The 20341-nt window shown below is 51.7% G+C and carries 23 protein-coding genes and 1 other RNA gene; 3 read left to right on the top strand and 21 right to left on the bottom strand.

Features of this window, described 5'->3' with window-relative positions; all coding sequences use genetic code 11:
- Positions 1–116: 116 nt before the first annotated feature.
- Together J1836_RS12400 and hisC are read right to left on the bottom strand one after the other, a co-directional pair.
- The gene (locus J1836_RS12400; protein ID WP_207251375.1) at positions 117–872 is read right to left on the bottom strand and encodes a Nif3-like dinuclear metal center hexameric protein; all 756 of its coding nucleotides are present in this window, start codon (positions 870–872) and stop codon (positions 117–119) included.
- The gene (gene hisC / locus J1836_RS12395) at positions 869–1930 is read right to left on the bottom strand and encodes a histidinol-phosphate transaminase (protein ID WP_207251374.1); all 1062 of its coding nucleotides are present in this window, start codon (positions 1928–1930) and stop codon (positions 869–871) included. Before hisC ends, J1836_RS12400 begins: the two co-directional genes overlap by 4 nt.
- A 42-nt stretch (positions 1931–1972) precedes the next feature.
- Between hisC and J1836_RS12390 the strand changes: the two genes are divergently transcribed.
- Complete coding sequence (locus J1836_RS12390; protein WP_207251373.1) at positions 1973–2929, top strand: hydrolase; 957 nt, start codon at positions 1973–1975, stop codon at positions 2927–2929.
- A gap of 546 nt (positions 2930–3475) precedes the next feature.
- Here J1836_RS12390 and J1836_RS12385 read toward each other — a convergent pair.
- From J1836_RS12385 to J1836_RS12300, 18 genes are all read right to left on the bottom strand, one after another.
- A complete protein-coding gene (locus J1836_RS12385) occupies positions 3476–5413 on the bottom strand; it encodes a DUF927 domain-containing protein (protein ID WP_207251372.1) in 1938 nt (645 codons plus the stop codon).
- The gene (locus tag J1836_RS12380) at positions 5410–6456 is read right to left on the bottom strand and encodes a hypothetical protein (RefSeq protein WP_207251371.1); all 1047 of its coding nucleotides are present in this window, start codon (positions 6454–6456) and stop codon (positions 5410–5412) included. Before J1836_RS12380 ends, J1836_RS12385 begins: the two co-directional genes overlap by 4 nt.
- 53 nt (positions 6457–6509) lie before the next feature.
- On the bottom strand, positions 6510–6710 hold the full coding sequence (locus J1836_RS12375; RefSeq protein ID WP_207251370.1) for a helix-turn-helix transcriptional regulator: 201 nt from the start codon (positions 6708–6710) through the stop codon (positions 6510–6512).
- 130 nt (positions 6711–6840) lie between these two features.
- The gene (locus J1836_RS12370; protein WP_207251369.1) at positions 6841–8082 is read right to left on the bottom strand and encodes an FtsK/SpoIIIE domain-containing protein; all 1242 of its coding nucleotides are present in this window, start codon (positions 8080–8082) and stop codon (positions 6841–6843) included.
- 3 nt (positions 8083–8085) lie between these two features.
- Positions 8086–8877 carry a hypothetical protein gene (locus J1836_RS12365; RefSeq protein ID WP_207251368.1) on the bottom strand — a complete coding sequence of 264 codons (792 nt, stop codon included), beginning with the start codon at positions 8875–8877 and terminating at the stop codon, positions 8086–8088.
- A gap of 95 nt (positions 8878–8972) precedes the next feature.
- Entirely contained in the window at positions 8973–9854 is an 882-nt protein-coding gene (locus J1836_RS12360) for a hypothetical protein (RefSeq protein ID WP_207251367.1), read from the bottom strand.
- 3 nt (positions 9855–9857) lie between these two features.
- Entirely contained in the window at positions 9858–10415 is a 558-nt protein-coding gene (locus J1836_RS12355; RefSeq protein WP_207251366.1) for a M23 family metallopeptidase, read from the bottom strand.
- On the bottom strand, positions 10415–10924 hold the full coding sequence (locus tag J1836_RS12350) for a hypothetical protein (RefSeq protein ID WP_207251365.1): 510 nt from the start codon (positions 10922–10924) through the stop codon (positions 10415–10417). The genes J1836_RS12355 and J1836_RS12350 overlap by 1 nt, the downstream gene beginning before the upstream one ends.
- Positions 10921–11853 (bottom strand): hypothetical protein, encoded by a 933-nt coding sequence (locus J1836_RS12345; protein ID WP_207251364.1) that lies wholly within the window; start codon positions 11851–11853, stop codon positions 10921–10923. Before J1836_RS12345 ends, J1836_RS12350 begins: the two co-directional genes overlap by 4 nt.
- Positions 11850–12287, bottom strand: a complete 438-nt coding sequence (locus J1836_RS12340; RefSeq protein WP_207251363.1) for a hypothetical protein — start codon at positions 12285–12287, stop codon at positions 11850–11852. The genes J1836_RS12345 and J1836_RS12340 overlap by 4 nt, the downstream gene beginning before the upstream one ends.
- A gap of 96 nt (positions 12288–12383) precedes the next feature.
- Positions 12384–12551, bottom strand: a complete 168-nt coding sequence (locus tag J1836_RS12335) for an Arc family DNA-binding protein (RefSeq protein WP_207251362.1) — start codon at positions 12549–12551, stop codon at positions 12384–12386.
- Between the two features lie 679 nt (positions 12552–13230).
- The gene (locus tag J1836_RS12330; protein ID WP_207251361.1) at positions 13231–13803 is read right to left on the bottom strand and encodes a hypothetical protein; all 573 of its coding nucleotides are present in this window, start codon (positions 13801–13803) and stop codon (positions 13231–13233) included.
- 173 nt (positions 13804–13976) lie between these two features.
- On the bottom strand, positions 13977–14381 hold the full coding sequence (locus J1836_RS12325; RefSeq protein WP_207251360.1) for a hypothetical protein: 405 nt from the start codon (positions 14379–14381) through the stop codon (positions 13977–13979).
- On the bottom strand, positions 14362–14622 hold the full coding sequence (locus J1836_RS12320; RefSeq protein WP_207251359.1) for a hypothetical protein: 261 nt from the start codon (positions 14620–14622) through the stop codon (positions 14362–14364). The genes J1836_RS12325 and J1836_RS12320 overlap by 20 nt, the downstream gene beginning before the upstream one ends.
- Positions 14600–14791 (bottom strand): helix-turn-helix transcriptional regulator, encoded by a 192-nt coding sequence (locus tag J1836_RS12315; RefSeq protein ID WP_207251358.1) that lies wholly within the window; start codon positions 14789–14791, stop codon positions 14600–14602. Before J1836_RS12315 ends, J1836_RS12320 begins: the two co-directional genes overlap by 23 nt.
- Positions 14792–15204: 413 nt before the next feature.
- Positions 15205–16425 carry a tyrosine-type recombinase/integrase gene (locus J1836_RS12310; RefSeq protein ID WP_207251357.1) on the bottom strand — a complete coding sequence of 407 codons (1221 nt, stop codon included), beginning with the start codon at positions 16423–16425 and terminating at the stop codon, positions 15205–15207.
- Positions 16426–16587: 162 nt separating this feature from the next.
- Positions 16588–16952: a transfer-messenger RNA gene (gene ssrA / locus J1836_RS12305) on the bottom strand.
- A 397-nt stretch (positions 16953–17349) separates the two neighbouring features.
- Entirely contained in the window at positions 17350–18042 is a 693-nt protein-coding gene (locus tag J1836_RS12300) for a c-type cytochrome (RefSeq protein WP_207251356.1), read from the bottom strand.
- Positions 18043–18226: 184 nt separating this feature from the next.
- Between J1836_RS12300 and J1836_RS12295 the strand changes: the two genes are divergently transcribed.
- Together J1836_RS12295 and J1836_RS12290 are read left to right on the top strand one after the other, a co-directional pair.
- The gene (locus tag J1836_RS12295) at positions 18227–18670 is read left to right on the top strand and encodes a hypothetical protein (protein WP_207251355.1); all 444 of its coding nucleotides are present in this window, start codon (positions 18227–18229) and stop codon (positions 18668–18670) included.
- A complete protein-coding gene (locus J1836_RS12290) occupies positions 18660–19124 on the top strand; it encodes a hypothetical protein (protein WP_207251354.1) in 465 nt (154 codons plus the stop codon). The genes J1836_RS12295 and J1836_RS12290 overlap by 11 nt, the downstream gene beginning before the upstream one ends.
- On the opposite strand, the gene mnmC1 is transcribed toward J1836_RS12290, so the two are convergent.
- Complete coding sequence (gene mnmC1 / locus J1836_RS12285; protein ID WP_242632813.1) at positions 19121–20323, bottom strand: FAD-dependent 5-carboxymethylaminomethyl-2-thiouridine(34) oxidoreductase MnmC1; 1203 nt, start codon at positions 20321–20323, stop codon at positions 19121–19123. The two genes, J1836_RS12290 and mnmC1, sit on opposite strands and share 4 nt — an antisense overlap.
- Positions 20324–20341: the final 18 nt, after the last annotated feature.

The following is a 20341-nucleotide window of genomic DNA, read 5'->3' as shown; positions in this document are numbered from 1 at the left end:
GTTGAATTTTATCTATGGCTGCCCGAATCAGCAGCCTATATTAGCACAGGCTAAAACGCACGGTAGGATGTCCCAAACGCCACACAAAATCAAGCGAAAACACACAATAACCTGACTTATGCCGGGTTATTCAAATCCAGAAAAAGGTGTTCCAAGCCAAACTGTTGTGCCAGATGTTCACCCAATGCCTGAATACCGTAACGCTCCGTGGCGTGATGCCCTGCCGCAATATAGTGAATACCGTTTTCACGCGCAAAATGGACGGTATGCTCAGAAATCTCACCGCTCAAATACGTATCTGCACCCAACTCAAATGCTTGTTGGATATACCCTTGCGCCCCACCAGTACACCACGCAATCCGTTGCACGGGGTGTTCACCCCCCGCAATCAACAGCGGCTCACGCACCAATGCGCTAGCAACCTGCTGTCCAAACGCAACCAGCGACAACGGCTGCGCCACTGTGCCGATATTGCCGACACCTTGCAATTCACGCGCATCCATCACACCGTCAACATGAATTCCCAATAACTGCGCTAATTGTACATTATTACCGAATTCAGGGTGTGCATCCAATGGCAGATGATACCCCAGCAAACTCATATCATGTTTGAGTAAAGTCATGAGCCGCCGCTTTTTCATGCCGCGAATCACCGGAGACTCACCTTTCCAGAAATACCCGTGATGCACCAATATCGCATCTGCGCCCTGCTCTACCGCCGCATCCAGCAAGGCTTGCGACGCGGAAACACCCGTCACAATGCGCTTAATCTCTGCCCTGCCCTCAACCTGAATGCCATTCGGTGCATAATCGCGAAACTTGCTCACGTTCAGCAATTGGTTGAGATACGTTTCCAATGCGTAGAGATTCATAGTTCAGCCAGAACGTGCAGGAACGTTTGCATTTCCGCATCCGTACCGATGGTGATCCGCAAGTATTCGTTAATGCGCGGCTTGTTGAAATAACGCACCAACACCCCGCGCTGTTTCAACGCCAGATACAAGGCTTCCGCGTTCCCAGCCGGTGGGCGGGCAAACACAAAATTGGCAGCCGACGGTAATACGCTAAAACCCAACTCAGTGAGTTTTTGCACCGTCATGTCACGGGTGGTCATGATTTGTTGGCAAGTCGACGCAAAATAATCACGATCACGCATGGCCGCCGCCGCGCCTGCAATCGCCATGCGCCCCAATGGATAAGAATTGAAGGAATTTTTCACCCGCTCCAACCCAGCAATCAAATCAGGATGCCCCACTGCAAAACCGACGCGCAAACCCGCCAACGAGCGTGATTTGGAGAACGTTTGCACCACCAACAAATTCGGGTAGTGCGTTATCAAGGGAATTGCAGTTTCTGCACCGAAATCGACATAGGCCTCATCCACTACCACCACGGAGTCGCGATTCGCTTGCAGCAACGCCTCAATCACATCACGCCCCACCGCCATGCTGGTCGGCGCGTTCGGATTGGGGAAAATAATACCGCCGTTAGTGCAAGTGTAATCACCCAGACACAGCCGAAAATCTTCCCGCAGCGGGATCAACTGTGCCTCAAGCTGATACAAATTCGCATACACGGGATAAAAGCTGTAGCTAATGTCTGGGTACAAAATCGGCGCATCGTGTTTGAGCAGCCCGTGGAAAACATGTGCCAACACCTCATCCGAACCGTTGCCCACAAATACATTGGCTCGCTGTACGCCATCATCACCGTAATAAGCCGCAATCGCGTCTTTCAGCTCATCCGCATTCGGGTCGGGATACAAACGCAAGCGCTCATCGGCGGCGGCATGAATCGCTGCCAATGCCTGTGGGGATGGCGGATACGGGCATTCATTGGTGTTCAGCTTAATATAACGCTGGTCTTTCGGCTGTTCACCGGGTGTATACGGGTCGAGATCGTGTACCAGCTTGCTCCAATATTGGCTCATGCGTGCTTCCGCTTAGGAATATAAACGTGTGATCATATAGCGATGAAACGAATCCAGCAATCTACCTTTCGCCCTTTATGGTGGCTCACCTCGCCGCACCTGCAAACACTGTGGCCAGTATTTTTCCGCCACCGCCCGTCTTTGACCTTGCAACACGAACGGGTGGAACTTGCTGACGGCGATTTTATCGACTTGGCGTGGTATCCGCGCCCTGCTGCGCCACGGGTATTGGTGATCCACGGGCTAGAAGGTTCGCTGCACTCGCATTACGCGCAAACCTTGCTACTGGCGTTGCATCAAGCAGGATTTGAAGGCGTGTTCATGCACTTACGCGGCTGTAGCAGTGAACACAATCGGCTGGCGAGCAGCTACCATTCGGGACGCACCGCCGATATTGCAGAAGTGTTAGCGCATTTGCGGCAAACGCAACGAATGCCCGATGCTGCCGTCGGCTTTTCGCTGGGTGGCAACCTGATCTTAAAATACTTGGGTGAAACGGCTGAGCATTCGGGTTTGCAAGCTGCCATAGCCGTTTCCGTACCTTTTCAACTGCAAGAATGCGCCCAGAAGCTGGAGCGCGGCTTTTCACTGATATACGGGCGTTACTTGGTCAGCAAACTTAAAGCCTCTTACCGCCGCAAATTCAGCCAAATGGCAAGCCCGTTGACCGTAAATTGGGGCAAGTTGACCACGCTCTTCCACTTCGATGACCAGATTACCGCACCGCTGAATGGCTTTGCTGGGGCGGAAGACTATTACCACCGCAGCAGTTCCGCGCAATTTCTAGCACGTATCCAAACGCCCACGTTAATTATTCATTCGCAAGATGATCCGTTTATGTACCCAACAACCGTACCAACGGAAGCCATGCTGAGTGACAGCGTGACGCTAGAGTTGACAACGCATGGCGGGCATGTCGGATTTGTGGGTGGGCGATGGCGGGCGGAGTATTGGTTGGAAGCGCGGATTGTCGAATGGTTACAAATTCAGTTACGCTAAAAACAAAAAACCCCTTAATTTTTCTTTAAAAATCAAGGGGTTAGAGTTTGGTGGAGGCGGCGACTACCACACTCAGCGCGTAACATCATGATATTACTTTGTTTATACCCGCCACGTTTTCACTTATACCCGCAATTATACCCACATCTTCATGGTTCACCCTGTTTTCAGCGAGTCTATCGCCATCCCGAAACACGCCATTACGCCACACCCTAGGGTAAGCCCTAATTCTGTGAAATTAGTGGATGCGGGTATGGTTGCGGGTATTGCGGGAACATGCCGCAAGTCGTACCCACAAAAAGCGAACAAAAAGCAAACCTCTGGCAAGCCACACACAAGAAAAAAATATATTGTTTTCCTTGGCTATTGCTGTGATTTCGGGGTAACAGGGGTAACAGGGGTAACAGGCTTTTTTATCTGTTATTTATCAATAGCTTAAGCTGTTACCCCCTGTTACCCCTTGGGGTGTTTTCGGGGTAACAGGGGTAACAGGCACAAAAAAGCCGGGAACATGCCCGGCTCTCTGTGGTGGTCGCTTGTGTGGCGTTATTTTGGGGTGATGATAAAGCCCTTCATCTGTTTACCGACTGCACGGGGTAACACTATCGCGCTTTTGCCATCCTTGCCGGGTTCGTTAAGCATTCCTGCCATGCGTAGCGCGGTAATGATTTGCTCTCTACTGTACCCCTCTGCAAGCTTTGTTAACTCTGTTGCTGGCACAAGGTATTCATGCCCGCCATCCACGCCGCTACGCACGAACCCGACACGATCTTTAACGGCATAAATCGAATTGTCAGAAACCCGCAAATCATGAAACCGTGAAATGCTGGCAAACAGGAATGATTCAACGGCTTCTAGCACTTGGCGGTGTTCGCGCTTGCCATCTGCGCCGCCGAAGTCATCTACCCACAAGTCAAAGCACTCTTTAGCCGCTGCTGTTGCATCTCCCTCTTTCCATCCGGTAATACCGTGCTTTGTTGCCAGTTCGCCAGCGTAAGCAATTAGGGCGAATTGTCGAGCCACACGCCGTACTTGCCCGCTTGCGCCTTCGGGTAGCATTGTCTCCCGGATTGCGTCAACAGATTGGCTAATGTCATCAGGTATCCCGCCCGGTTGCGTGATCGCATAAAGCCACGCATCGCCCGCCGTGCCGTAATACCGCTTAGTGTTGGCTTCCAGCATTTCAGCGAAAACAGAACCGTTTTCCATACCGTGCAAATCATTAAACGCGCCATGCTTCCATGCATCGCTACGCACGTTAATCATGCGCACCTCTTGCCCTGCCCTTGTAACCATGCCCGCTTCCTTCATCAGTGTATCTAGCGACTTTTCACCAGTAGACAAAAACACCACGCGCCATTTCTTCGTTATTTTGGCGTTACCGTCACGCCCGCCCCGTCGCTTACCTTCGCCGTTTGCCAGTGCGTAGGCTGTGGCGCTAACCGTTTGCGCGGTAGCTTCGCCGATTTCATCAAGCGCCAGAAACAAATCATTGTGGGCGTATGCGCTGCCCTCAATCCCGACTGAGGTAGATAGCCACTGTTGCCAGAATTCGCTACCCCATACGCTGCAAGCAATTTTCAGGGTGGTTGACTTGCCATCTGTGGAACTACTCCAATCATGCAAACCGAAACCCATCATTCCCGCCTTTTTGAGCAACGTACCCGCAAAAGCCTGAGATGTGTTTACCATCATCAACGGGTTGCCTTGCGCATACCGTGCAACATTGGCTTGCCAGTCTGCCAGTTTTCCCGCTTGCCCGATCTTGTTATCAATCGCGCTAGTTGGCTGGTAGGTGTAGCTCTCTGCATTTTCGCCGTAGGTTATCTTCGGTGTGACAAACACATCATTCACCCATCCGGTGCGGTCGCTGCATGTCATCAAGTCTGTGACCTCTGAGGATAGCAGGTAGTCAATAACCTCTTTGTCGAATCCATAAACATAGTTCAAGCCAGCGTTACGCAAGTATTTAGCAATCTCTGTACCGTCGCCAGCCGCGAATATGGCAGGCATTGCCCACGTTTTGAGCCTGCCCCGCGTATCTTTGAATTCAATGAAGCGCCCATTATTGCCGTCTGCTGTATCGTAAGTTTCAGCAATAACCTTCAGGTGAGGTGAAATAAACACGGGTTCTGAATAGCCGTCTTTCGTCGGTTTGCTGTACCACACGCCGTTATCTCTCAGTGAGTACAAACCCCGCCCGCCTTTAATACCGCCCTGTGGGGTTTCCATATCGCGCTTAATCTGCTTTTCCGCTGCCGTCAAAGCATTGGTGATTAAACGTTTACCCCCAAGTTCGTGACCGTTGCCCGTCAGTGCTTTAATGACAGATTCCCGCTGAATGGGGTCAATTGTGCCATCGACTACCAACAAGGCGACTGTGTGCAGAAAATCCTGATAGGTTGCCAGCGTTACGCCTTGCGCTTGTGTGGTGAGTTCTGCCAGTAGCTCATTCACCGGGTTTGTTTGTGCTGTAGCGGTCATACTGCCACCCCTTTAAGTTTGTCGAGTGCTGCTTGTGCTTTTGCGGCTTGTTGCGCTTGGCGGTAAGCGTTGCGATTGTGTGAGTGCAGGCTTTCGCCGTTGGCGGTGATGAGTAACTTAGCCGCTGCTTGTATCGCCGCCCATTCGTCGCCGCCGTGGTCGAGAATGCAAAACAGGTCAAACGCATCATGTGCAAGCCCGTCTGCTATGGGGTCATTGCTGTGGTGTGAGAATGCCCGTTCCCGCCCATCATCACCTTGCAGGATCACCACGCCAGCCATGCCGCTGGATGATGCCGAAGATACAAACTTCTTTCCTGATTCCCGGTATCCGTGCGCTTTGAGGATAGACCGCACGTCATGCGCATCACTAAAGGCTGTAATCGGGGATATTTGCCCCTCAGTGAGTCGCCCCGCTGCTTTGCGGTTTCGTTGGGTTTCGGCACGGAGGCAAGTAGTAGCGGCTAACTGTTCCCGCTCTGCCTTTTCGCGCTTGTCCTTTGTATACGCCGCGTTTGCTATGGTCTTTAATGCCACGTCAACAAACTCACCCCGCAAGTGCATGAACACGTAATTGCTTTCAGGGTTGCGCCCAAAGAAAAATGTTTGCTTTGCGGTGTAGCTCTCACGCGCTGCAATCCCTAACAGAACGCTATCCAGTGCAGCAACAAGGTAGGCGCGTAATTCTGCGGGTAATTCGCGGCTTGTGGGGGCGAATACGCGCCATTTTGGGCAATCGGGTGAGCTGGTGAACGTGCTACATACCACGCATTCAATACCGGCTTGACGCAATAACTTAGCCGCGCTGTGTGGGGTCACTTTGCCCGCGTCATAATCAATTTCAATTCCGCTAATATTGGTCAAGCCATGCCCTGCCCCGCGTGAATCTCCTTCAAAAACGCCCATCTTGATAAGTGGCTGTTCTGCCTTGCTTGCGTAGGCTGGCACGTCTTGCAGCATCCGGCATACATCCGCCCATGATGCGGTATTTTTTGCGCCTTGCGGGTTATGCAGGCTATCGAATATGGTATAATCAAGCTTCATTTTTAAATCCTTTCTGCCCGGTACGGTCTGATTCACCTATCGGGCATTTCTGTTTATGGGGTGGCTGTTTTTTCCATGCTTTTAGCGACTTCCGCCCCGTCCCATCTTGCGGTATTTGCGCCGATCTTTTGAGCCTTGGGTATTGCCCCAGCTTTCGCCCAACGCCATATAGTTGCGCGGGATACGCCATAGATTGCCGCCATCTCTTTATCTGTGAGCTTGCGGCTTTGCCAGTTGGTAATGTCAATTGTCATGTGAGTTTGTCCTTTCTGTTTTAAGTGCAACCATGCTGCATCACCCCGTAACTTGCCGCCGTAATAGAGTGGTTTGAAACATATGGAAAATCAGATATAACTCTTATTGATCGCCTGAAAAATCATGCCTTCACGCGGTTGACGCTGGTTCTGCACCAGAAGCTTTATCAGCCCCTTCGATCAATGCACCACGCCCACGTACAACAGAATCCCCACCGTTGCGAAACATAAACGCGCCAGCACCGGGTAAGCCTTCCGCGCCGGGTTCATCAATTGCCACCATTGACGCTTTGCTATCGGGTACGCGCATCGCTAGGCGAATATCAAACATATCGCGGATTTCAGTCGGCAAGGTGTCGGCTTTGGGCTTTTGAATGCCAAGCGTGACAAACACGCCAGACGCGGCATGAACACGGGTTAATTCACCCACTACGGTTTCCACCGCCTCTTTGTCTTGCTTGCGTAACTGTGGGTATTCATCCACGTACACCATGATGGGAGCGGGACAAACATCAGGGCATTTTGCACGGTACTGAAACCAGTTATCGCAACCAGTCGCCACGATTTCCCGGATACGTTCACGCGCCCGCTCAACAATGGCTTGCAGGGTTGCCAGTCCTTCGCCCATATCCGTGGTGAATGTTGCGCATTGTTCACGGCATAGTGTGCCTTTCGCGTCAATAATGTGAATCTCAGGACGCAAGCCAGATAAGCGCATGGATTGAAGATCAGCGCGGATTGCCTCAGTTTTGCCGCTGCGGGTTGTGCCACTAATCAGCATGTGTGGTGCATCTTGGCGGCTGTAAGTGACGTGATTTCCCAACACATCGCGCCCAACGTATCCGATCAACTTACCCTGTGTCAGTGCGGATTCATTAAACGGCACGGGTAGCCACTCTGCCCGCTCCAATGGGGCAAGGATGATAGACAGGTCACGCCCTGCTGTGGGTATCCAGCCCAGTGCATCAGGGGCAACACCTAACACGCTGGCAATACGCGGTAATACCTTGGCAATTTGTGCGGGGTCATCATTGGCAACACTGAGTAGGCGATATTGTGCAGAACGGCTTTCGATAGCGGTTAAGTCTTGGTTGCCAGTTGCTTTGCGTAGCCGTGCGGTAACGTCGTTATTGGTGTTGACTGCTGCATGTTCGCGGGTATCCTCTGCATCAAGGTCACTACCTAATAAGCAATTGTCACGCTTCCACGCGGTTATGGATTGCCGCGCTACCCATGCCAGCCCTAACGCGCTAACGCCAGCCACAAAGCTACCTGTAGCCAATGCTGGCACGGTCAATAGGGTTGCGGCTGTCACTGTCTGCAAATGGGTTTCAGGGTAAAATTGATCTAAGTCAAACGTTCCGATTCTCATGGTTTATTCTCCTTCCAGAATACGCGGGTCGAGTGTGGGTGAGCCGTTTACATTGGCAATCAATGGGGCTAAGGCTTGTTGCTGTGGTTCTGAGGTCATCACCGCTGCACCAATGCCAACGGCAAGAAAGCCGATTAGTACCGCCGCCGCTGGGTTTGCTTTGATCTTGTCGCCAATGGTTTCAGGTTGCCCCGGTAGGCTTGTTGCCAGCTTTTCAGCCTCTTGTGCAGCGTTTACGGTACGCATTAACGCCTCCTTGCGACGTTGGGCGAATGCTTCAGCCTTCCGTGCTGTGTCGAGCTTGCACTTTTCAGCGTAGGCGCGTTCTGATTCCGCTTTTGCTGCCAGCTTTTCGGGTGTTGCTGTAAATGCTGACTTGATGCCATCCAGCAAACCGGGCTTGTGTCCGATCTTGTCGTATGCCGCCCACGCGGTAGAGCGTTCGCCGGTCTTGACGATAAAGCCCAGTTCAATGGCAAGCGGGATAATGGTTTCTCTGCCAAAACGCACACCTACGCCATCCGGGTTGATTGCGTTGCCTAGGTCGGTCACGTTGATCTGTGAGCCGGTGCGGTACTGGCACATAGCCAAGGCTAAGCCACGCCCCACGGTGATAGGCTCAATGCCCAGTTTGTCGGCTGTGGATTCGATCAATCTGATAGCGTTGTCAGAGGTCAGCAGTTTGGCTATTGCTGCCCGCCCTTTATTGTCACGATAGGATGATTCAGTTAATTTTCTCTGCATGTTTTGCAGTAGTAGCTCTGTATCGTCTGGTTTATTAATGTCTGTTGTCATGGGTGATAATACCTTTTTGACTAATTTATAAGCGTTTCTTAGGTGTTTCTTAAGTGTTTCTTAGCAAATCACGGGAAATGCCGCGTGTTCGCCCTTCAATTCTTCACTTCCAGCCACTTCAGCCATGAAGGTACTTGTCTGGTATTTTCCGCGCATAAATTCGAGCGTTTGTTAATGGATGCTTCACCCATCGCGGCATAGTCGCTGGTGTTTGTACCGTTCGCGTCGTGGGAGTCCTTCCCTCTTGCGTACCAAGAAATTGCCGCTGTCAGCCCTTTCAAATGCGCCGCCGCTGCGAACCCTGCGATTTTCTCTTGTTGGGATTCGAGAAGGACGCGGCTCTTGAATCCGTCGGCAATGTTGGTATTAGCCAGCACGGTTACGGCACGGTCTTGCAAGAGGTTGTCATGCAGAAACGCTTGTTTGCCGCCGCGCAATTGCCAGTTTTGCGGGTTATTGAGCCATGCGGTTTGATCTGTACCGTTGCGAACATGGCGGGGTGCATCATCAAAAGCGGATTGCTTCACCAGTCCGACGATTGCCAGTGATTCAGCCCCCATTGCATAACCTGCAAAATAGCCAAACTGGTTGCCTGTGTGCTGATAGTTGCCGCTGGATTCCCGCGCCAGCAATGCAGAACGCCACCGGCATGACTGCAAAGGCGTTAGGCTAATAATCGTTAACGTGCCACTGGGTAGCGTGTATGAACGGTCAACATTGCCGCTGTAATCAGCAAACCATTGCCCGATGCTGTAAAACTTGTTTTGTGCCACGTCTACCCGTGGTTCGATTACGTCTTTAATCTCTGTGGGCAGTTGCGGATAGAGCACATAGCCAAGGCTAACCACTGCCACGCCTGCGATTGCCGCGAATAACCACGGCATTTCCGGCATTGTTTGGCGGTAGGTTTTGCGGGTGAGCTTTTCGATACGGTCAAGACGTGCATCAATTCTGTTGAAAATGGCTTCATTTTCCATTGCTTAGAGTCCTTTAGTGGTCGGGTCGATGAATTGCCCGTGTTGTTTTATGCCTAAATGCAGGTGTGGTGCTGTAGAACGCCCGGTATTGCCACACGCGCCGATAACATCGCCCGCTCTGACTTGCTTGCCCGCTTGCATATCTGTGGCGTTTAGATGTGCATAGAGCGACTGCATACCATCAGCATGGTCGACTGCTACCAGCAAGCCGGAATGCCCCGCCATGCCTGCAAAATTGATAACGCCATCGGCAATAGCGCCCACGGGTTTCCCAACGTTGCAACGGTAATCCTTGCCGTTATGCATGGCTTGCAGTCCTGTTACTGGGTGTTTACGCATTCCGTAAGGTGATGTGATGACCGCATCACCCTCTAATGGCTTGCGGATTGCGCTAGGTGATGCCCACGAAAACAGGTAAGCGACCTCTTGACGCGCTTGTTCCAGAAAGTTTTCACCGCCACCAAACACAAAGCCCTGATACATTGGCGGGATGATTGCCACGCCCAAGGCAATGGAAATCGACCATGTAGCAACAGGGCTAAAATAGGTGGCTAGGCTCATTAGTTCGCGCTCCACACATAACGCTTGCCGTCACTGGCAATTGAGCAATTGAGTCGCCCTTGATCGGTGCGAGTCCACTTTAGGTTAGCGTCACATTCTGCGGATTCTGCGGCTGTCAGTTGGCGAATTGCGCGGTATTGGCTTGTGCTGCTAGTGCCATTCGCTACGCTATCCGCTGCACTGGCTGCGCCTGATTTCGCTGCACTCATTGTTGCTGTGAGCATTCGCCCCGCTTGGTCGGTGTCCACGCTCAAACCCGCGTAAACCATTGCGCCAGCGACCAAAGCACCGGCTAACCATGCCGCTACCGCTGAACCTTCTTTCAGTACAAAAAAGCCTGTAACGGCTGTTGCTGCACCGAATGCAAAATCAGCGACTTCTCTACCGGGAAAGTTCAAAATCGGATTGCCGCCCACCATTACAGATAGGGCAGATGCACCGCCCCCGATCAATAAACCAAGCCCCACAAGGTTGGGCATACTGCTATTAGTTGCGCGGATTAAGCTCATTTTACAATCCTCAGTTTGTTGCTGTAGCGGTAGCGGGTAGCGTTGCCAGAACCGATACTCTCTAAAATGCCGTCATCAGTTGCTTGCTTGATTGCGTCACGCGCCTGTCTATCGGTGCAATTTGTCGCACTGATAACCTGTTTTGCGGTGATGAAACCCTCAGATGTTGGCTCAATAGAGCGACGTGTTAACGCTGTTAACGGGTCTGTTAACTCGTTGTCGGCGGCTGTTAACGCGGTGTTATCGTCTGTTAACGCTGTTAACGGGTCTGTTAACGCTGAAATTACAACCTCTTGTTTTTCTTGTGTTAACGCACTGTTAACAGGTGTTAACGCGGTGTTGTCACGCTGTTTACGGTGCGAAAACATGCCAGCCAATAGCAGCAATGCAGGTGTGACGATTTCAAACACACTCGCTGCAATCCATTGCTGAATGCTGCCAGTTGTTGCGGTTGCCTCTTGGCTTGCGGTAGGAGTGCGAACCGCTGGGGTTGAAAGCTTGTCGACTTGCGCTTGTAACGCGGCATATTCCGCCGGGTATTTGCTTTTCTGCGTCGCCCGCAATTCAGCCGCCACGGTTGCCAGCGTTGCCATGCGGGTTGATTCCTGATTCATGTATAGCGTGTCGGCTTGTTCCGCCGTGCTGGTGGCTTGTGTTGCGGTTTTCAGTTGACCACTGCTATGAATGCCCACGGTCATCACGCCAGCGAATAGCGCCGCTGTAACACCGGACACAATGCGGTGATCGGTATCCCCTGAGGTGGCGACGATGTGCCAGCCTCCAAAAATTACCGCCGCGCTTGATGCGACCATAACGCCACCGGGCAACATGCCGAACAGATTAGACGCTGCTGGGTATGCTGCTGCTGCCGAAGTTGCAGACGTGATTGCTGCAATGGCGCGTAGGGTGAGAGGTGCGTATTTGCTCATTGCTGCACCTCCATTTCTTCAACGTCTGCTTTGATCTTTTCCCAAAGAACCAGCATGTTTTCAACTTCGGCATTCATGCCAGAAATCGCGGCTTGTTTCGTTGCCGGTCGGGTGAAGAATTGCGACAAGATGACCGAATGCGCCTTCATGCGGCTCAGGGTGTCAGAAAGAGCGTCGATGCGTTCTTTCGGGGTGAGAAGCGAGTATTTGCCGCCGGTTGCCTGACTTGCCATCAATCCGCGCTGTGTGGCGATTTGATGCAAAAACATCAGTTCTTCGCTGATGTCAGGGCGGAAAATCAGAATGCCGCTTAACAAGCCGGAAACATAGCCCCATGACTCAGGGGTGTTTTCCGCGTCGGCTTCAATCCATTGCTGAACTGCTGCAAGTGGAATATTGCCCATTTTGGGCGGTTTTGAGGTAGTATTTAACATTGCTGTTACCTATTGATTGTGGGTCAGTAATTGGCTGTTTGGTGCTTCCAACACCTTGCAGTCCTTAAGCGCCCCTTCATTGGGGCGTTTTCGTTTCTACGGCATGTAAGCCTGTTTTTCCGCCTCCTTTGCTTGCTTAATCAATCTGTTAAGCTCTGCGTTAATGCTTCTATCGTTGTCCTTTGCCCGTGCCTTCACCCATTCGGAAAGTCCGGGTTCAAGGCGTAGCGGGTAAGGCGTTGGTCTATTAGCTTGGTTGCTCATGTAATATTCCTAATATGGACTTGTTTTGATTCCTTATGATAACACTCTTTTACTGAAGAGTCCAATGGACTCACATTGACTTAGTGACTCTAAACAAGTCCTATTGATATGATCTAAAAATGAATGCAGAAACCCGACCAACACCTTACCCATTGCGCCTTGAACCCGAAACACGGACAAGGATTGAGACCTTAGCCAAGGCTAACGGTAGGTCGCTGAATGCTCAGATAGTCTTGATGCTTGATGAATGGCTTGCAGGCACAAGCGGGAATGAATCACCCCTTACTGAATCGCGTGTGATTGAATTGATACGACTGGAACTAGACACGGCAATAAAAAAAAGCCTGAATAAAGTTTGACTGATTTTTACAGTTAGCAAACGTGCGTGATTCTTTGAGAGTTGCGCGGGCAATCGCCCCAAAGATTCGCCCATTTCCTCAAAATGAGGATGCGTGATTTAGTCCAGGAACTAGATAAGTTTTTTCTAATATTCAGAGGTGTCGTTTGCAGAAACGCGCCCCAGTTTCGGGGTTCGTCACCACCATAATGCAAGTACCATCAGAGGCTTAAATGGTGATTTGCTGCAATCCGCCACCACGCGCCTAAGTTTTCAGGTCGGGAAAGGTCGGGGAGAATTCGCGGAAAGCCTCAAAACCCCAAAAACACGGGTTTGGGGTGCTTATCCGCCCTGAGTTGCCGCCCTCTGCGCTGCACTGATGCGATTCAGTTCCCGAATGACTTCTTCATGGCTCATGCAGCCCCTATGCGCCCAATCCAGCGCACTCAAATGAAATGTGAGCGCCTTGTTCCGCGCCGTCGCCTGCTTGATGAAAATCTTTAGCCAACGCTTCCAAGACATTCGCCTTGGCTTGTCATCCATGCTCAGGAAATCGAAGGGTCGCAGTTCTTCCGGTCGCTTTCGGCTGTAGCGTAAATAAAGCCCTGTCGCCTTGTTATATTCGCGCTTGTACCTGCCAGCCCGTGAGCTTGCATGAACCGCTTCATGGCAATGTCGACACGCCCACTCCTTGAACTTCCAAGGCAACGCATACAAGACACCAACGCGCCGCCCACACTTCGGGCATTGCCACCAGAAGCGCAAACCGCCGTAATTGCATCGTGTCGCCACTACGGGCAAGCCTTCAAACGCGCCATCGGTTGCCCCATTCAAGGCGGCTTCAATCTTTTTGGAAAGCCCCTTGATGGATCGTTTTGACAGGTCTTCTAGGGTGATTTTTCCCGTTTTTCGCATTGTCATTTACTCGCACAAATCATTAGGAAACCACACGTCAAAAATCGGAAGGTTTTCCGGCAAATAATCGTAAATTTCCATTAATTTACAATGCCTTAACCATGAAATTGGAGTGGCAAACGGAGCGGTAGTTTTTGACGGTAGGTTTCGGCAAAACTACCGCCGATTTGACGTTATAGGGTGCAAGTAATGCCGCCGAAAGCGTTAACCACGCCCTCGCTTCTCTTGCGTGCAAATGTGGCTTTTTCCGCGCTGTGGCGTTTGAGAATCCACTGGTGAGCGGAAACCGCACGGTCAAAAGCTGCATCGTCTTCGTAAATACAGCGTCCGTCATTCCCGGTTTCGTAGCGATTCGGTGCGACTGGCAAACGAGGATCAACACGCGAACCCTGTAACGCCGCTGCTGCCTTGCGATGCCCGCTCAAATCCAAGATCGGAAGGTTTTCGTCTGTGAAGCGGTGCGAGTGAAAATATTGATCGAGTGCAACACGGGTGACTTGCTGCAAATCGCAACTGTTCGCCTTATTCAACAAAAGGCTGTATTCGGTTTCGGTCAATTCAATGCTTAAAACTGGCATGATGTTCTCCTAGAAATTTGTAAACTTTGGGTTTTTCGGTGTTCGGGAGGCTGTAAATCCCGCGTCTGTCGCTATCGTAAGTGGTCAAAATCTCAAACCCGCGATGACGCAAATCAAGCACGGCTTGTGGTGAATTTCTCCAGTTGAGAAGCTGGTCGAGTTCGCTTGTCTTGTGCGGACGTTGCAACAAGGCAGTTAGTACCTGAATGACGGCTTTTTTACGGCTGGATTTCGTTGCCATTGGTCACAGCCTCCAACTTGTCGAGCCATCCTTGTACGTCGCTTTCACGCCATCCATAGCGCCGTTCTGACAGTTTCAATGGTGCAGGGAATGTGCCAGCCCGGTATTTCCTGCGGATTGATGCAGGCGCTAGGGTGGTCATTTCCGAAACTTTCTTAATTGGCAGCATGTGCGAATCCTTAAAAAACGAGATGCGCCATAATCGGCATTTCCGCCATGCAAAACATTAATAGATGGGTTTTGACTGTGAAGGGTTCGCCGTTGGGTGTTGAATGCCTGCTTTTCAGGATTAGCCATGCTGGTGTGCTGCTTTGCCTGTTACCCCTGTTACCCCTCTGTTACCCCTTTTTTTCGTTTCGGGGTAACAGAGGGGTAACAAGATAAACCACTGAATATAAAAGAAAAAGAATGTATACAAACTCTCTTTTTCTTACTGTTACCCCTGTTACCCCTGAATTTCAGTGTTCCCAACAGAAAATTAATTTTATATTTTTGTGTGCTGCATCATAGCTTGGCTAACTCACTGAATTGCAGGCAAAAAAAAGCCGGAACAATGCCCGGCTCTCTGTTGATGTAGCTTGGCTAACTTGCCCGCCGTATCGGTATGACCTGCGCACCATCCCGCAAACTGTCCAGATAATCCGCCCATTGCTGCATCATGGCTGTACGTTGGTCTAGGTGCTGTGAGCGGTCGTAAGCCCTGCGAACCTCAGAACCAATACTGTGGGCTAGTTGCTTTTCTATCAGGTCGGAATGAAAGCCCATCTCATACAGTCGGGTACTAGCAAGCGCTCTAAATCCGTGTGCGGTCATCGTGTCGCTTTCATAGCCTAGCCGTACCAGTGCCGACCTCACTGTATTAGCGCTCATTGGCTTGCTGGTATCCGTGCGGGACGGGAACACATAGCGCCGTTTACCTGTTAGCGGTCGCATTTCTCCCAGCAAAGCTAATGCCTGTTTGCACAATGGCACTACATGCACACGCCCTGCCTTCATCTTTTCCGCTGGGATTGTCCACACATCACCTTCTATCTCTGCCCATTCCATTTGTCTGAGTTCGCCCGGTCGGGTGAACAGGTAAGCCGACAACTGCAAAGCTATGCAGGTTTCAATAGCCCCACGGTAGCCAGCCATAGCCCGCAATAGTTCCCCTATTTCCTTCGGGTCTGTGATCGCTGCAAAGTGGTTGCCTTTTGCGGGTGGCAGTGCGCCTTTCAGGTCTGCGGTTTGGTCACGTACCGCCCGACCTGTCGCCACGGCATAGCGGAACACCTGCCCTATGATAGTTTTAACCCTGTGTGCGGTTTCCAGCGTTCCAGCCGCTTCGATACGTCGCAGCACGGCTAAAATATCCGGTGGCTCAATTTCCCCAATGATGCGCCCGCCTATCCACGGGAAAACGTGACGTTCTAGCCGCCGTTTCTGCCGGTCGGTGTGTTCTGGCACTTGGTCTGCTGTGAACTTCACAAGCCATTCAGTAGCCACGGCTTGAAAGGTGTTAGCCGATTCTGCCACCCTAGCGCCCTTGGTGGCTTGCTTGTGCTGCGATGGGTCAACACCACGGGCAAGCAAGGCGCGTGCCTCTTCGTGCAGTAACCGTGCATCCTTCAGGCTGATTTCTGGATAACTGCCAATGGATAGCGTTTTTTCTTTGCCATCCATCCTGTAGACATATCGCCAGTACTTCAAACCGTTGGGATTTACCAACAGTAACAGCCCGCCCCCGTCGCTGTATTTCTTCGGCTTGCCGTCTGGCGTTGGTTTGGCATTCTTTGCGGCTGTGTCGGTAAGTTTGCGCTTCATTGTGGGTATCCATTTTCTGAAAGTCGGGTATACCCGCAACAATACCCACAAATTCGTAAGATGTCATGACACCCATTGATACACCATGCAACAAAAAACCCCTTACAGATTGCCGCCTGTAAGGGGTTGTGAGTCTTCATGATACTGCATGAAATTGGTATTTGGTGGAGGCGGCGGGAATTGAACCCGCGTCCGCAAATCCTCCATCTGAAGGCTACTACATGTTTAGTCAGTCATTTGTTTAACCCGATTGCCGCCAACTGACAGGCTGCTCACAGGCTGTCCCAATACTGTTTAGTGGTTTGGCCTTGGGCGAGCCTCCCGCACGATCTTATGATTGGATGATGCCTGAATATTCGTACTGCATAAGCACAGTAGCGATCAGACAGCTATCTACCGGTTATTAAGCGGCGAGAGCGTAAGAGTCGTCGTTTGCGACTATTGTTTGTGACTAGTGTTTAAGTGGTCACCACATCCACTACATGCTCCCCAGACTTTGTAATCCACGTCGAAGCCAAGTCGCCCCCGAAGTTTCTGCAAAACCTGCTGAATGACCCAGTATACCGTTTGAACGTCCAACTGTCATGCAGTTCCATGAGATGAAGCGAATTTAGCTGATCAACGGCAAGCTGTAAAATTTGCCACTATTAAGCGATTATTAATTAAACAAACGATACACTCAAACGCGCTGGTGACAAAACACATCGGACACGTCATAAATAAACACCAGCAAATAAAGCTAATCAATAAAAACAAACAATGGAGGAACGACTGATGGATATTGAATATAAATTCATTTTGCTGCTTATTTCACTTTCTATGTTGAATCTCGCGATGGCATATCATTTGATCTAAGCATCAGACCAGCCAACGAAAAAGCCCCGTTAAGGGGCTCTTTCACGTCAACGCAAGGCGTGAACAATATTACTTCGATTGAGCAACCATCCAATCAACAGACGCTTTCACTTCTGCTTCAGACAATGCAGGGTTGCCACCTTTCGCTGGCATGGCATTTTTACCATTCAACGCAGACACATAAAGTGCATCACCTGTAGCGACACGGGGTGCCCATGCCGCTTTATCACCCAATTTAGGTGCGCCAGCAATGCCCATATCATGGCAGCTAAAGCACAAACCTTTGTAAGTTTTCTCGCCATCTACAGCACCCGTTGCACCGGCAGCAGCACCCGCTACCGCAGCGGCTGCACCTGTCGCAGCAGCAGTGGTTGCATCAGCCGCTTTCGCTGCGACATCACCAGTAGCTTTAGCCGCATCGCCAACTGCCTGAGTCGCTGTATCAGCCGCTTTCGCTGCTGCATCACTCGTAGCCTTAGCTGCATCACCCACCGCTTGCGTCGCAGAATCAGCCGCTTTCGTGGCTGCATCACCGGCTGCTTTAGCCGCATCACCCACCGCCGCGACAGCGCTGTTAGCCGCATCAGTCACCGCCGCTACTGGAGCGCTTGCTGGCGCAGCAGGTGCAACCGCTTGTTCAGCAGGTTTTTGCTCAGCAGCAGGCGCTTCAGCTTTCGGCGATTCTTCTTTCTTCTCGCCACAGCCGCTCAGCAGACCCAATGACAGAAACAGAGCCGACATACTGATGGTGATTTTATTCATGACTAATTCTCCTAGATTTAAAATGATGGAATGTACTTGATTATTGTGTAAGGAATATCAATGGGCAAATATCGTAATGGACACCTATAAGCATGTCAATTACACCCGCTAAAAAACACTCAGCCCTTGAGTATCGTTGAGACGCGAATTATGCTGGCGACTTTTATCATCATCCTAAGTGTTTATGAGCGCCGAACACCCTTTTCTACACGCCTTTCGTGGCACATTCTCTGGCGTACTACGCTGGCATCAACTGGATGCCCTGTGGGAACAAGTACTCGCCGACCCCACCAGTAACTGGTACGTCTACGCTGTGGGCGAAGAGCCGCCCGCCACACCACACAACAGCGCTGCTTTACGTAAGATCGTGCAAGAGCTGGATGACTTATTGCGCCACGAACACGATGAAGATTACTGCGGTATCGTCTACGCGGACAGCCTGCAACACCCGACTTATATTAAGGTCTTTGACCCAAATAATTTAGGTTCAAGTTGCGGCTCTAGTGGCAATCCACCCCTGCCGGGTTGGATTCTCTCGCACATGCCGCCCATTAACTTACCGGCAGCGCTCCCGCAACCGAATAACCGCCGTCGCTGGTGGCAAAAACTGTTTAGCCATGTCCACTAAAGACCCGATTACGGTAGTAGGCGTATTAGCGACCGTCTTATTAAGTGCAGGCGGGGCGATGCTGTACTTAACCCCTGCACCTCAACCCGTGCAACCTCAGGAAGCGGTCATCATCAACCCGTTCAAGGAATTGCCGCCCGTTAAACCTGCGCCCCCGCCGACACCTGCTACACCAAAACCCGTGCCGCCCTTGCTATCGGTCATTATCGACACCTTACCGTTGCCCACCTTAGTCCCCGCTTTAAGTGATGCTGATCTCGCGAAACTTAGCCCCGCCGAACGCCGCCGTTACGAAGCGATGCGCCAATCCCTGCAAAACGTGTTACAACAAGTGCAAACCCTCGAACAGGAAAACACGCATTTACAACACACGCTCGAATCCGGCGATGCCACTGCTCAGCAATTGAATACCGAAATCAACAAACTGCGCCCGCCCAAACCACCCATGCCTTAACCGCGTTTAAGCTGGCGAATCAAAAAGCGGGCAGGATGCAGATTAGCGTACAACGTTGCCGCAACGGGCAGTGCCTCCCCACTGATCAGCGCCGCCAGCATTGCTGCACATAAACCGCTGGTGGTTAAACCGCGTGAGCCGAAGCCAGCCAAGATAAACACACTGGGTTGGTATTGCGCAGCGGGAAGCGCCTGTTGCACACGACTATTACCATGCCGTAACGCGGTGTAGGCTTCCTGAAAAAACGCCACATCCGGCAATGCGCCCACGATGGGATAACGGTCGGGAGTGGTCATGCGAATCGCCGCGTGGCTACTGGCAACCGTCCCTAAGGTTTGCGCAAATGCGGGTAAATGCTCGGTAAGCTGTTGCACATTAAGCTGATCAGCAGCGGCATCCACCACCGCTTCACGCACATTGCGCACAAACGTCGCCCCGAAAATGTGCTGCCCCTGAATCGCGGGGGTCAGATAACCTTCATGTCCCAAGGTGGTTCGCAAAGCGGTACTGGCGGGTGTGGCTTGCGCAACGCTGGTTTGCCCCAGCACGGGTAAAAATGGCAGGAAAGCGCTTTGCGCCAACCGATTGGCTTCGCGCCCGCTGGCAATAATCGTAATGCCGGAAGTTGGCAATTGCGTGACATCCGTCAGGGTTTGCACGTCAATGCGCTCATGGGTCACCAATGCCGCGCACAAGCTGGCGGGGTTGACCCAACCGGCTTGCGGGAAATAACTTGCACCCGTAGGCAGGGAAATTCCCGCAATCGCAGAGGCGGCGGCACGGTCGAGGATTTGGATGAAATCCTCCGGAAAACCGCGTGCTTGTAGGGCTTGCTGACGCGCTGCTTCACGCGGTTCGTGGGCAAGTTGTAACGCGCCACATTGCGCCCAGTCGATGCGCTGCCCTGCCGCTTCCAATTGGCGGATTTGCTGGATGGCGTACAAGAAGGCTTCGCGGTAAAAGGTTTCGCCCCAACTGGCTTCTGCCGTCATTTTCGGGGTGAGCACACCAGCGCGATTGCCGGAGGCTTCGGTGGCGAGGCGGGCATGGCGTTCCAGCAGGGTGATTTGCCAGCCACGTATTGCTAAGGCGTGGGCGATTTGGCAACCGGCGATGCCGCCGCCAATGACGGTGGCGTGGTCGACGGGGTAAGGTTGCGGTAGCGCAAACCATGATGGAATAGGGTCAACCTCAAACATTCGCAGCATCTCCCAAAC

The organism is Thiothrix fructosivorans, from assembly GCF_017349355.1.
Taxonomy (GTDB): domain Bacteria; phylum Pseudomonadota; class Gammaproteobacteria; order Thiotrichales; family Thiotrichaceae; genus Thiothrix; species Thiothrix fructosivorans.
This window is presented reverse-complemented; position numbering and strand designations above follow the sequence as displayed.